Raw genomic sequence first — 14,445 nt, forward strand, 5'->3', positions numbered from 1 at the left:
TTAATAATTAGAGCGACTTTGTTTAAGATTAAGAAACTTGGTAAATTCTGGTTGAAAAAGTAGCTTAATTGTGCCGGTGGGACCGTTACGGTGTTTAGTAATAATTACTTCGGCCACACCTCGATCGGGACTATCGGGGTTATAATATTCATCTCGGTATAACATCATAATTAAATCCGCATCCTGTTCGATACTATTATGGACGATGATATTATTGGCAATAAAGTTATGTAATTTATCTACTGTTAAATCATACACTTCTGTCTCTCCATCCGCTTGAATTGCCATAACTTCATCCCAATTAAACCTTAGGTCTGAATTACTCAGAGAGCGAGGTAAAGCGATATAATTACCGATATTTAATTCATCTAATCTTTGCCAACCGTGGACAGTCAAAAATTTATGATTGCCTGTAGCTCTAATCGTGCGACCTAAACGAGTTGTTAATCGAAAAACTGGCTTAAATCCTGTAGAAAAGACCTTAGTTACCAGTGCTTTTTCTAATTTCATTGTTTCCTCATTAAGAGCAAAAACCGTAAAATTAGAGCAATTAACTAACTGACAAATTGGCACTTTAGCACGAGGATCGGCTAACTCAACTAAACTATCACCTGCTAAACATCCCGACTCGCGTAAATCGGACATCATCGGTCTTTTATTATTGCGAGATTCCACAGCGCGACTTAACTGAGAAAGAGCAATGACAGGAGCATGAATTTCTCTCGCTAAACCCTTAAGACTGCGGGTAATTTTAGAAAGTTCCTGAACACGATTATCACCTCCCCCTTCCATTAATTGCAGATAATCGATTAAAACTAATCCCATTTGCCCCTTTTTTTCTGCCTGTAAACGCCGCACTTGGGAACGCATTTGAATTACACTTAAATTGGCACTATCATCGATATATATGGGCAAATTTAATAACTTTTCTAGTCCCCCAAGAACCTTCTCTAAATCATTTTGTCCCAAACGGCCCGAGCGAATCCGATTACTTTCGATTTTAGCCTCATTCGATAACAAACGTTGGGCTAATTGTTCCTTGGACATCTCCAAACTAAAGACAGCCACAGGTAAATTCTGTTGAGCGATATTATAGGCAATATTAAGAGCAAAAGAAGTTTTTCCCATGGAAGGCCTACCCGCGATAATAACTAAATCCGAGGGTTGTAAACCACTGGTCATGGCATCGAGATCATAAAATTGAGTTTCGATACCGGGTAGAGTGGTCGTCTCCTGCATTTTCTCAATTTCGTTAAAAGTTTCAATTAAAGTATCCCCCAGAAAAATTAAACCCTCTTGGGGTCGTTTTTGGGTGAGACGAAAAATCTTTTGTTCCGATTCATCGAAAACATTTTCTAATTCTAGCGTCGTATCCCTGGCTAACTCAATAATTTCTCCCCCGGTGGAAATTAACTGACGACGCATATATTTATCCATCACTAATTCAGCATAGCGATCGATGTTAGCGGCCGAGACAGTGCGCTCAATTAATTGTAACAATCGCGGCATTCCCCCGATTTCCTCCAGCAGAAAATTATCCTGTAACCAGCTGCTAACCGTCATTAAATCCGTCGGTTTTCCCTTCCCTTGTAAAGCAAGTGCCGCACGATAAATATCTTGATGGGTTTTCACATAGAAAGCTTCTGGAATTAAAAAATCACTGATTCTACCTAACGCTTTTGGATCTAGTAAAATACCACCTAAGATAGATTCTTCCGCTTCAATATTTTGGGGGGGGAGGGACTGATCGCTAATCATTGTCAATGCTGACCGTGCTTTATCATTAATATTGTATAGTCAGTTTCACCGTAATTAAATACAAATGTTCAGGTTAATAATCGGATTCAGTATTCAGGAGACAGTATTCTCCGAGTCAGTCCCGATGAAAAAATTTTCACCCCCACAGATGAAAGAGGTTTCCTTCCCCACACCCCACACCCCACACCCCACACCCTACACCCCTTTTAAACAGGATTTAGTATGACTTTAATTGACTCCTCTCCTCTCCTCCCGGCCGTCTATTTTATTGGTGCAGGTCCCGGAGATCCGGAATTATTGACGGTAAAAGCCTATAAAATTCTCCAAAAAGCCGATGTTATCCTCTTTGCTAATTCCCTCGTCCCCAAACAGATTCTTGAGGACACTCGTACAGATGTCGAGTTAATTCCCACCAGTAGCATCACCCTAGAGGAAATTATCCCTTTAATGATCGATCGCGTGCGTCGGGGTTTAGCGGTGGTGCGACTGCAATCGGGGGATTTAAGTCTCTATAGTGCCATCCAAGAACAAATTCATCTTTTGACAGCAGCGGATATCCCCTTTCAGCTAATCCCCGGAATTAGTGCCTTTCAAGGATTAGCGGCCAAATTGGCCCTAGAATTAACGATTCCGGAATTAGTCCAGACAATTATTCTAACTCGGGTGGAAGGGAAAGCATCTCCTATGCCAGAAAGTGAAGAATTAGCCTCTTTAGCCGCCCATAAAGCCAGTTTATGCCTATATTTAGCCGCCCGTCATGTTGACAAAGCCCAGGAAAAACTCCTAAAATACTACCAGCCAGAGCAACAGGTGGCCGTTTGTTTCCGTCTCAGTTGGCCCGACGAAAAAATCTGGGTTGTCCCCCTGTCAGAGATGGCCCAATTAACCCATCGAGAAAATTTAACTAGAACTACCCTTTATCTAATTAGTCCCGCTTTAAACCAGATTACAGGAACTCGATCGCAACTTTATCACCCGCAACATTCCCATCTTTTCCGTCCTCATCCCTAGGTATTTTCTGGGAAATATACCTAAAGTTAGAGTTAAAGAGCGGCGATTTTGTTTAGGATTATTTCAGGAGGTAAGACAATTTTAAAAATGTTTAAAATTAGTCTAACAATCCATGCACAACTGCCCTATGTGTTCGGGAATTACCCTTCGTCACCTTGGGGTTGGTCGTGCCTAATGGTATTGTCCTCACTGTCGTCAGGAGGTTCCTAACTTCCTTGATTGCTCCAGTCCTCGCAAGGTAAAGGTAGAACGAGTTAGAGCGGAAAAAACAGTCTAGATTTTCAAGTTGGTAGATGGCAATAAGACCTGTGGGATGTGTTAAAAATTAACCCATCCCACTTTACCTGTCTAGGGTTCGCTGAATAAATCTAAAAACCTTGTTGGATAATATAGCAAATAATGGGTTATTTAGGACGCTTTCAATTTTCAAACTCTTATCTGAACAGGGTTTCAGCGATGGATTGTCCTAAGCACCTTGGTCTTTGCTATATCTTTAGACTTTTTTGAAATCAAAAAGTACCAGCGATGGGAGTGATCGGGGGGAAAATTCAGGTACTTTTTCCCTGAAAATTAGGTAATTGACCCCCTCAAAATCGGTAAAACCCTACACCCTACACCCCACACCCCACACCCTGCCACCACAAGAAACTTTTTCAGTAAACCCTATCTAGACATCCCTAGGATTGAGATGGATCATTTCCCAAGTCACATAGGTACCGATCGGACTCCAAATCAGGTAGGGTAGGAGTAGGATGCCCGCCCAAGAAGAAACAGGGAAAACCAATAGCGCCAGAAGACAACCCAAGAAAAAACCCGTACCTCCGATAATCGTTCCCGCTTTGAGACTACGTAGTTTACAGGTGACGGGAGTATAGGCAGTAATAGTCAATTCCACCAACAGATAAAAAGCCATCAAAAACCAGCGATTAGCCGGTTGCGCTTCCCAGACTAAATAAGCAGAAATTGCCCCACAAATATAGATAATTGTCCAGATAAGAGGGATTAATCTTTCAAAGGTTAACCAATCGGGACGACGCAATCGCGCAAACCAACGTACATCCCGAGAATTAAGTAATCCCCCACCTAACGCGACCAAAAATCCCACGACACCGATAAGCAACCAAGAGGGAATCATGATTTTTAGCTATCCTCCGCTAATTTTGGCTTTGTAACCCGATTCAATGAGAATTTGTAGAATTTTTTGGCGATGATCTCCTTGGATCTCAATGGCATTTTCTTTAACTGTACCACCCGTTCCGCAAGCAGTTTTTAACTGTTTTAATAATTTAGTCAGAGTTTCGGTTTGACATTGAAAACCTGTAACTATGGTAACGGTTTTTCCCGCACGACCAGAGCGGGAGGTTTGTACTCGCAAATTCTGCTGATTCGGGGGTAATTCAGGAATGGAACGCTCAAAAGCTTGGGAATTACTTTGATCTCCAAATTCCTGATAGGCAATCCGGTTTTTTTCCTTAGATTTACTCATATAGCAATTATCATAGTGGGTTTTGGTTGTGGGGAAGTGGGAAGATGGGAATTATGAATTATGAATTATGAAGTGGGGAAGTGGGGAAGTGGGGAAGTTGTCTCATCACCCTATCACCTCAAAACCCTATCACCCCAAAACCCTATCACCCCAAAACCCTATCTCCCTATCACCTCCTGACTCCTGACTCCTGACTCCTGACAACTGATAGCTCTTAATTGGTTGGACTGGCAGCGCATTTGATTAAGTTCAGCTGCCGACATTCGATCGAGATGACCTAAAATCATATTAACTCGACCTTGGCACTTTAATTTTTCTCGATGTCGTGCCAAAAAATCCCAGTAAAGAAAGTTAAAAGGACAGGCTAAATCCCCGACTCGTTCATTTTTTTTATACACACAACCCCGACAATAATCACTCATTTTATCAATATAGTTGGCCGAGGCGGCGTAGGGTTTAGAGGCGAGAATTCCCCCATCGGCAAATTGTCCCATTCCCAACACATTAGTCTGCATTACCCAATCGTAGGCATCGATAAAAACACTATGAAACCAGTTCTCAACTGCTGGGGGAGAGCAACCAAAAATTAAGGCAAAATTGCTCAAAATCATTAATCTTTGAATATGATGGGCATAACCGGTATTTTCCACCTGTGATAATACTTGTTTGAGGCAATTCATCTCGGTTTGATTACTATCCCAAAAGAAAGCCGGTAAGGGTTGTTGATGCTCAAACCAATTATGATTAGCGTAATCTTCTCCCAGATAATGATAAATTCCCTGCATATATTCCCGCCATCCCAACACCTGACGGATAAATCCTTCGATGCTATTTAGGGCTAAATTATCTTTTTTATAGGCAATTTCTGCCGCTTGAATCACTTCTAATGGCGTTAGTAATCCTAGATTAAGATAGGGAGATAATAGGGAATGCCAGAGGGTTTCTTTTCCCGTTATCATCGCATCTTGGTAGGGTCCAAAGTTAGGCAGACAATTAGTGATAAAATGCTCCAAAACCTGTAAAGCTTGTCTGCGGTTTACTGCCCAGCGAAAAGGTTTGATTTTTCCATATTTAGGAATATCTAAAGCTTCCACATCAGCGATAACCTGAAGGGTAATTTCATCGGGTTCAAACCAAAGAGGAGCAGCAGTTTTTAATCCATCCTTGGGCGGTTTGCGGTTTTGTTTATCAAAGTTCCATTGTCCTCCTATGGGTTGATTATCCTCGATTAAAATCTGCCATTTTTTACGACTTTCTCGATAGAAATCCTCTAGTAATAGTCTTTTACGAGATTTAGCCCAATTATTGAAATCTGTCCTAGTCCAGAGAAAGTGATTATTATCAATTAGGGTTATAACACAGTCTAAATTCAGATTTTTGATTAACCTAAGAAAAGGTAAATTATTAGGCATCATAATCTGTAATTCTTTAATGCCTAATCGTTCAATCCAAGCAGATAAAATCGGTTCAAAATCTTCAGCAACTTCGTAGGTTACAGACCATCCTAAAGTTTTTAATTCTTCGGCAAAATGACGCATCGCCGACCAGATTAAAACTAATTTTTGCTGATGATAGGGTCTTTGTCGAATATGATTGTGGGATTCAATTAAAATAACCGGTGTTTCCCGTGCATAGGTTTGACGATTAGCTAAGGCAGCTTGTCCTGTCCATAATTGATCCCCTAAAATCCAAATGCCAATGGTCATAATTATTTCATTGCCTCGACTATTCCCCCGTATTTTTTAGCCATAATATCCGCCATTTCCCGAGCAGAAAATTTACTGGCTTTGTCGATGCTGGGGGTAAATGTACCCGTAGGGGTTAAATAATGGGTAAATACCCCGACTTTTTTGCTAATAATCCACATATTTCTTGAAGTAAAAAATCAAAAAGGGGATGGGGAGTGGGAAACTGCCATTTATAGTCATTTCAATTAAGATTGAGAATATGAATGCCAGAGTTGATCAGGGTTTGATCGGTCTAGACTGTATCAGACTTATCTGAAATGACTATAGCGGTTCTCGCATCTGTGAGGCACAGCTTAACCTTTGCTAATTAAGCTTTTCAGCCTTGAGAATGTACCTCTTGTGAACAGGAAACGCTATATAATACTTCTCACTGAATACCACTCACTTAAAACTCGCATCTGATTACTGATCACTGATTACTGATCACTGATCACTGCCTCCTGAATACTGATTAGGTTTTTGTCCTGAGACTTTGGGCGCTTAGATAAAGTTGCGTCCATTCTTTGACCACTTGCGTCTGTTTACAGTTTAATTCGCTGGCGATTTCCTCAAGGGTTTTACCCGCTTTTAAGCCATCGATAACGCTTTTACCCGTGGGAGAAAGGGCTGCATAGTAAATTTGCCATTGACTGAGAGTTAAGCCAAAATTATGCTCTTTCGGGCTGATTTCTAACCATTCACTGATTAATTCTGCCCCTTCCTTGAGGGCAAAAACCTTAATCGCATGATAGCCAACTTTTTCCCGGAGACGATAAATCCGTTGAATGGGAATATTCATCTTTTTGGCGATCGCATCTTGGCTTTCGCCCCCTAGATAGAGGTTAAACCAAGTCACCGCCTCCGGACTAACATTTTCCTCTAGATACTTAGCAAAACTCTCTTGAACTTTTACCCGGAGAATTTGCGCTTCTTGGCAAGTGCGTTCATCTTCGTAGGTAGCGATCGCATTTTGATCCAGTAAACTTAAGCTATTTTCCCCCTCATCGTCACTAATTTCATCGGAGAGAATCCGGATCATTTCTTCCCGCGGCACATTAGTGATACCGCTTTTCGCTTGACGACGGAGATAATTAACAAAACGATAGGCTAACAGGGGTTGATTGCGGATCGGACGCAGGGCGTATTCCTCTAGGGTGGCTAACACCAGCCGATCGCGAGTAGCTTGATCGTTGGTACAACGAGCGATCCATGCTAACTGGGATTGCAGATAGCGATCGCTATTTAACATCTCTTGAATAACTTCTTGCAAGACATCGGTCACCGCTTGCTGACGATCGCGACTTAAGGAAACCCAAGTGCGAATTTTTTGCCGGAGAGTGACACAAGCGCCGAGACGATCGATCAGGTTACGATAGGCGCGGGTGGGACTAACTTTGAGATAGCGTTGCCGCAAAATTTGCCAAAGATAGACTAATCCCCGTTTAGCGATTTCTAAATCTCTCCCATCTAAATTTTCCCAACGTTGGCTATCTTCACCGAGTAACCAATTGATAATAGTCTCCCGTTGGCGATCGGTTAAGGAATCCTCTGTTTGCGAGAGGCGATCTTGCCATTGTTGCCTTAACTCGTCGATTATTGTCGTCATCGAAAAATTGAGTTCCAAACCCCGTCCTCAAAGGACGGCTTTAGTTTGAATATTAGCGCATTTACACGATATATGCTAGAACCTGAGCCATGGAGAAAGCCGATCGCTACCGATTTTACCCAACACCCGACTAGAACGAACTAATCAATTAAGTCTCTTGCTAGATATGGATTTAGTCGATTTATGCCCCCCGATCAAACCATACCAAGTAATGAAGAACCAGTATGTTGTCTTGGCATCTTGTATGTTGATTTAGCATAAAGAGTAACGAACAGCCATTAATTTTAATAAACAACAGTTAGACAAAGGCTAATTATAAATTATACATAAGTAGGGTCTGCTGAATAAATCTAAAAACCTTTTTGGATAAGGCTTTTAGACTTTTTTGACCTCAAAAAGTGCCGACCCTTGGAGTGATTGAGGGGAAAATTCCGGAACTTTTTCCCTGAAAATTAGGTAATTGACCAGGTGAAAATGGGTAAAACCCCCCACCCCACACCCCACACCCTACCACCACCGAAAAACTTTTTGCCGTAGACCCTATTTAGAAATCTTTGTCAAGTACAATTTATACCAAATTAGATGAGCTTACCCTGATCATTTTGCCGATATTATTTTGATTTTTCGCCCTACTTGATAGGCGATAAGTACCAATACTTACCGCCTAAGTGGGATGCTCCCACATAGCTCAATTCAAAACCCCTAGCAAATCCTTGATTTCTCCTTACTTGAGGTGGCTTAAATTAGTAAAACACGAGTTTTAATGATAGTCCCGTTTTCTACCCACCAAAAAACCGCCGATACCTAAAGCGATAAGTCCTAAAACAGTTGAAGGTTCAGGAACTAGGGCATATTGAATGCGGCCTGAACCGTTATCATTAGTTCCAATATAGGAAAAAGTAGCCTCAGTACCACCAAAAGCGGGAATTAGAGAAAATTCTGGAGTAAAACTAGATGTTGAAAAATTCAAACCCAAAAAGTTACCGTCTAAAAATTCCACAGTAGGATTAGGGTCCGCATTAACAGCAGTAAAAGTCGAGCCTGAAAAGTTCAAGTTTACTTGAGACACATCTAAAAATTCAAAGTCTGAACCCGTTAACAGGGAATTATCATAGCTAAAAGTTCCCGAAAAAGTTTCTCCTGTCAATAAACCGGTTTCTATTGTTCCTGCTAGATTGTAATTTACGATAGCCGCTTGAGCGGGATTGACTTGCCGAACTGCAAGACTTAAAACTACCCCAGAAGTAATCACTGCGTTGCGTTGCCAGGAATTCATGATTTTGTCCTCATCCAATAAGATGTGCTGAAAATATTAGGGTTGAAAGGTGCGCGTTTGATGAGTCGCACCCCTCAATTCAGTTAGTTAGAGAGCCTAACTAAAGATGAAATTAGCTTGAGTCAAGGTAGAGGCATTAATTCCATTGAGAATGGCTACATCTTGTCCAAAAGCTTTAATAATGGTATTTGCACCCGCTTGACGATAATCCCAATTCGTGCCGCGAGAACCAAAACTTAAGCTAGTAGAGAAGAAACCAATCAGATCCCCTTGATTCGCTTTGTAATCAGCGATGATATTGGGATTTGCCGGTAAGAGCGCATCATTTTCTGTAATCCAGAAATTATCCTTCCCTGTCCCTCCGGTGACGATATTATTACCACCGGCAGACCCCAAGAAAAGTTCATCATTGCCGACACCCGTATCGATACGGTTATTGGTTCCTGCGTAAACGGTGTCATTGCCCGAAGCGGTACGGATGTTATTACCACCGACAGCAAAGCGAACGTTTACAGTGTCATTCCCGCTTCCCGTATTGAGAAGTTGGTTATTGCCGATAAATTGTTTGCCATCGCGCACAGCTGCGTCAAAAGTATCATCACCGGTGGTTCCATTAATGTTTGTCAGCAAAGGAGTGATACCATCGAGAACCGTATCTTGACGGAAACCGAGGCTTTGAATCCGTTTGTCTTCTGATTGGGGAGTATCGGCCTGGTTGAAGGGCTGTTGTCCGTTGTTATTGTTGTAAAAAGCTGAGAGATACTCCGCGAAGGCATCCTGTATCCGTCCCGGTCGGAGATTGGCCTTTCCTAGAGAATCGGGTTCGTCAAAATCAACCAAGCGTTTGATATTCTCGATCACCGTGGGATAACTATCACCGCCATTCGCTAGGAAACCTTGCGTGACAACACTAAAAACGGTGTTAGAAGCAACCACTAATTTCCCATTTTCTGCGATGGTTTGGACGCTCTTACCTGTTGCATCGGCTAGGGCCAGACTGCGAATCCGTTGACCGGTTGGGGCAGTGGGGTCATAACTAAAGTTAAAGCCACCAATTTGACCAAAACGACCGTTCCCCGTTTCCACCGAAGAAATCATGTGTTCGGCCAATTGCAGGAATCCGGTGGCGGTGACTGTACCGACAACTAAATCGCCGTCAAACCTTAAGGAGTTGGCAATATCGAGTTGAGAAACATCCCCTTCTTCTTTGCCCACTTCAGGGTTAGCTTGAGGTGGCAGGGTAGTCAGATTAAAGGTTGCCAACTGTTCCACTTGAAACTGTCCGATGTGGTCCCGAATGGAGCCTCCATTGGTAAAGGAAATATCGAGCTTGTTAAAGCCCGGAAGCAGGTTATGCTCATTCAAATAGGCTTCGGCGTAGAAATCTTGAGCGTCGGCAGTTAAGTTACCCAAGTTGGTTTCTTGGGTGCGTACATCCCCCCGAACACCATTGAGGAAAACGTCCGTTTGACCGAAAATATTGCCATCTTGTTGGTTAACGAAAGATTGCACCCCATCAACAATGTTAACTATATCTTGATCGGCTTTAGCTTTAACTTGATCTAGGGTAGTAATCGATTCATCATAGAGGCGATCAACTCCCGCAATATCGGTGGCATAGGGACCGCTATCATCTCCAATGGTGCTGACCACGCCCTTATAATCGAAAGTGACAACTAACTGATTCAGATAGCGGTAATTGGCGGCTGAATTGACGAAAACGACTTTGTTATCCCCACTGCCGTAAACTTGAGGAAAGGGTTGGAGTAACTGTCCGTTATTTTGCTGGGTTTCATCTTCCCGTAAGGGAGGAACGCCAGTTTCCGAGGACATAAGTTGGTGAGAACCACCACCCAAGAGCAGATCGACCCCTAGTCCCAAAGCCGCCATTTTTTCGGCTAAAGCGATTTCAATGCGGGATTCTTGCAGGTGAGTCATCAAAACAATCTTATTGATGCCCGCATTGCTTAAAGCTTGGACTTCGGGGGTGATGTTGCGGATGATGGAATCCACTTGCTCATCCACGGAAGTCGTCCCGGTAATCACGTTGCCGTTGGCATCTCGGGTAGTTACCTCGATCGCTCCCGTATCGGCGATCGATTTGAGATAGGGGGTAACAATGCCGATAATTCCCACTTTTTCGCCGTTAAAGTCCTTAACCACGCTTCCGGTTAGGGTATTGGGTAAAGGCGCTCCCCCGTTAGCGACCACGCTTAAACCGTTGGGAAGAGTAGCCCGGCTGTAATCGAGGTTATTGGCTAGATAGGGGAACGCCGCGCCTGGATAGCCTCCAGGTCCGATACCGACACCGCCATTCTGCCCATTAACCCAATTAGGATTCGGGGCGACCAAGTTGAGGAAGGAACCAGCACCACCGCTAAATTCATGGTTGCCCACCGAGGCCACATCCCAGCCTAATTCATTGTTAATCAGGATGTCGGCGATGCCTCCTTGATCGGCCTGTGGATTACCCGTTGTGGCGTTATCGTAAATATCGCGGCTGGCATTAAAGAAGGGACTGGAAATGTAAACATCTCCCGTAGTCAATTTCAGAGTATTGGCGTACCGGTTATCCAAGGCATTCATTACCGCCGAGAAGCCAAGAATATCTTGAAAAGCCGGAATCCCCGCTTCTTGATCGGAGGTTTGCAGAATTTGTAGGGTAAACGGCAAGTTGAGGGTTGCAAGGATGGGTTCGTGATCGGCTGGCTGATCAACAAAATCCACGTTGACATGAACAATGTCATACTGGGCATCATCGGCAAGATTATTAGTTACCAAAACGTGGTCTAAGGCTTGGGAGTTACCTTGGAAGTTGAAGGTGGCGCGATCTCTGACATCCAGGGTTTGAGAAAGATTGGTTAGCACCCCACCACTGAGAATTTGCTGGAACTCTTCAAAATCAAAGCCGTTAAGATCCCCTAAAACCACCACGTTAGCATTGGGATCGTCCGCCAGAATCGCGTTGACTTCGCTATTGATAACCGTAGCTTGATTGGCTCTTACGTCCGCGCTTCCAATATTGGGGGGTTGAACATTGCCAAATAAACTATTGCCACCGCGTCTGGAGGTTAAGTGATTGTTAATTACCGTCACTTCCTGTCCGTTAAACGTAAAGGTGGCGACTAGGGGCTTGCGACTGTTGGTAAAAGCACCATCATTATCGGGCGTGGCGATGGGGTCGGTGATCCGTCGGAGGGAACCTTCTACAAAGCTAACGCGACTGGGGTTATAGAGATAGCCAACTCGAATATTAGTACCAGGCGCACCCCCATCTCGATTATTGACGGGATTGATATTCAGGAACTGGTAGGTAGGGCCGCCCGCGGCCTTGATTGCGTCGATTAAAGCCTGATAGGTTAAATCCGCCGCTACCGTACCGTCGTCGATCGGGCCGTTGTTGTCTTGAACTTCCTGAAGTCCGATAATATCGGGGGCTCTCAGGTTATTGAGGATTTGATTGGCGAGTACGCCGAATCTCTCAAGTCCACCGGGGTTCGATACCGTGGGATTGAGATTTTCCACGTTATAACTGGCGATTGTTAGCTTATCTGCCGTGCCTATTAGATTCGTCACTTCCCGCTGCAATCCGCCAGAAGTCGCTTGAACTGGTTCGGTTACTAAGACCCGGTAGTCACCGAAGGCGTAATCAACTACCCCCGTCAGATTCCCTAAGAGATCGCCCACATCAACTCGTGGCAGGACTGTGGCGCTGATTTGAATCCGTTCGGGGTTGAAATCATCAGGAGCGATGCCAATGCCACTGCGACTGTTGATGCCAGTGGCATCAGCCCCTCGATTCGCCACCGTCCATATTGAATCCGAGCTAGTAGGTCGGATAATCGTCGGACTGACCGCCATGGTATCCTGTACCGTTACCAGCATTCCTTCCAAGCTTTCATAGAAGCCGATACCAGTATTTAAATCTAAGGGAATGTCGAAGGTGTCAGGGGAGAAGTTCGTTCCCGCGATGATTTGGTTGGGGGGTACGCGACCTCCCGATCCGATGAGAATGGGGGCGGGTAAGGGATTGCCCGAACTTACCACTTCGATTGTGTTCGTTTCTCTATTGGCAGCAATTTGTGTGGTACTGAGAACAGTAAGGTCGGGTACGCTTTTGCCGTCTATTTTAATATTCGGTCGATTTTCCTGCACCTGTCCACTGACTCGAACCGATGCGCCAACCGTGATATTGAGTCCGTTTACACCGAGGTTTCTCGATCCCGTAAAGACGAAGATACCTTCCGAGGTTCGCGGATCGTTGTCTGGATCGGGGTCTTGTAGGTAAAAGCCATTAGCATTAGTAGCGAACCCCGTGACGATTCCGGCTACACCGCTCACCAGATTCCCTGCTTTTTCCGATACTAATCCAGTTCCTTGAATGTCGCGGATGCGAATTTCCGAAAAGGTTGTCTCGGCTGTGTCCTGGTCGTAAAAGGTTGTCTCGGCTATGTTCTGGTCGTTGTAAGTATCGTAAGGATCATCGTATTCCTCAGTATCATCTTGTTCCAGAAGAAGTAACTCTAGCGCGGGTTCGCTACCGCCTTCTTCGTTGGTAACATCCAGTCGTCTTTCCTGCACCAGTCCACTGACTTGAACCGACGCTCCAACGGAGAGATTCAGTCCGTTTACACCGAGGTCTCGCTTGTTCGTAAAGACGAAGATGTCTTCCCAGGTTCGCGGATTGTCGTCTTGATCGGGGTCTTGTAGCTGAAAGCCATTACTGGTGATCGCCGTAACGATTCCAGCTACATCCCTCACCGGCCTCCCTGTCATGTCCGATACTAATCCAGTTCCTTGAATGTCGCGGATGGGGAGAGTTTCCGAAAAGGTTGTCTCGGCTATGTTCAGGTCGTTGTAAATATCATCTTGTCCCAGAAGAGGCAACTCTAGTGCGGTTGGATCGGTAATAGTAATCATCACTTTCTTGTCCTTTGTATCTGGATAAATTACACTCGCTCCGTTTATTTCGTCTATCTGTGACGATGGGGAGTATCGAGTAAAAGTCTGGTGTGTCAAAAAATACAGGTAGAAACAGACGAATAATTTCTGATTCCATAGACTGTAGAGTGATATTTATCGAATACAGACTTTTTTCTACGACCTGTGGTGATAGGGTCTGAAAAATTTCTAATGCGAAAAGCGCTTAAAATAATAGACCCGAAAACGATACTATAGGACTTTCTTTAATATCTAAATAAGACAAGATTAAAAATCGTCTTTTGCTCGATTAATTGGTTCTTCGTTACTTGGTATGGTTCGATAGGGGGGCATAAATCGACTAAATCCTTATCTGGCAAGAGACTTAATTGATTAGTTCGCTCTAGATAAAAAACAATTGACAAAAATCGCTAAATGCCTTTCTATAGAGTCCATTTGGTATCTTTCCCAAAATCATTACCCAGTATGGATTAGAGCGAATTAGCCAAAATACCTGTAATTCTTACCCGTGAAGCGTCACAAGAGAGATACCAAATAGGTGGAGTAGGGAGGGAAATCTTTCGGGAGGTCCGGCCAATTACAGCCATTTTTGAGTTGATAGAAAATCCCATCTAAAATCTGTCGTTTTGTCCCTTTCGGT

At 43.8% G+C, this 14,445-nt stretch carries 10 protein-coding genes and 1 pseudogene; 1 reads left to right on the forward strand and 10 read right to left on the reverse strand.

Annotated features, from left to right (window positions below):
• Positions 1-1,758, reverse strand: coding sequence for a replicative DNA helicase (dnaB, locus tag EWV84_RS19100; protein ID WP_287079364.1), 1,758 nt, complete (start codon positions 1,756-1,758; stop codon positions 1-3).
• 222 nt (positions 1,759-1,980) lie between these two features.
• Between dnaB and cobM the strand changes: the two genes are divergently transcribed.
• Positions 1,981-2,769, forward strand: coding sequence for a precorrin-4 C(11)-methyltransferase (cobM, locus tag EWV84_RS19105; protein WP_287079366.1), 789 nt, complete (start codon positions 1,981-1,983; stop codon positions 2,767-2,769).
• Between the two features lie 450 nt (positions 2,770-3,219).
• On the opposite strand, the pseudogene EWV84_RS23175 reads toward cobM, so the two are convergent.
• The 9 genes and pseudogenes from EWV84_RS23175 to EWV84_RS22955 form a co-directional block, all read right to left on the reverse strand.
• Positions 3,220-3,400, reverse strand: a pseudogene (locus tag EWV84_RS23175) (hypothetical protein).
• Positions 3,401-3,436: 36 nt separating this feature from the next.
• Entirely contained in the window at positions 3,437-3,904 is a 468-nt protein-coding gene (locus EWV84_RS19110; protein WP_286823612.1) for a TspO/MBR family protein, read from the reverse strand.
• 9 nt (positions 3,905-3,913) lie between these two features.
• A complete protein-coding gene (locus tag EWV84_RS19115; RefSeq protein ID WP_002802447.1) occupies positions 3,914-4,255 on the reverse strand; it encodes a translation initiation factor in 342 nt (113 codons plus the stop codon).
• Between the two features lie 158 nt (positions 4,256-4,413).
• Entirely contained in the window at positions 4,414-5,961 is a 1,548-nt protein-coding gene (locus EWV84_RS19120; protein WP_287079368.1) for a cryptochrome/photolyase family protein, read from the reverse strand.
• Between the two features lie 2 nt (positions 5,962-5,963).
• Positions 5,964-6,122 carry a hypothetical protein gene (locus EWV84_RS19125; protein WP_002776561.1) on the reverse strand — a complete coding sequence of 53 codons (159 nt, stop codon included), beginning with the start codon at positions 6,120-6,122 and terminating at the stop codon, positions 5,964-5,966.
• A 332-nt stretch (positions 6,123-6,454) separates the two neighbouring features.
• Positions 6,455-7,588, reverse strand: coding sequence for a HetZ-related protein 2 (locus EWV84_RS19130; protein ID WP_287079370.1), 1,134 nt, complete (start codon positions 7,586-7,588; stop codon positions 6,455-6,457).
• Between the two features lie 760 nt (positions 7,589-8,348).
• A complete protein-coding gene (locus EWV84_RS19135) occupies positions 8,349-8,864 on the reverse strand; it encodes a PEP-CTERM sorting domain-containing protein (protein ID WP_287079371.1) in 516 nt (171 codons plus the stop codon).
• Positions 8,865-8,960: 96 nt separating this feature from the next.
• Positions 8,961-13,784 (reverse strand): DUF8508 domain-containing protein, encoded by a 4,824-nt coding sequence (locus tag EWV84_RS19140; protein ID WP_287079373.1) that lies wholly within the window; start codon positions 13,782-13,784, stop codon positions 8,961-8,963.
• Positions 13,785-14,321: 537 nt separating this feature from the next.
• On the reverse strand, positions 14,322-14,423 hold the full coding sequence (locus EWV84_RS22955; protein ID WP_353806939.1) for a transposase: 102 nt from the start codon (positions 14,421-14,423) through the stop codon (positions 14,322-14,324).
• Positions 14,424-14,445: the final 22 nt, after the last annotated feature.

It is taken from the genome of Microcystis sp. M_QC_C_20170808_M3Col, assembly GCF_007095505.1.
GTDB lineage: Bacteria > Cyanobacteriota > Cyanobacteriia > Cyanobacteriales > Microcystaceae > Microcystis.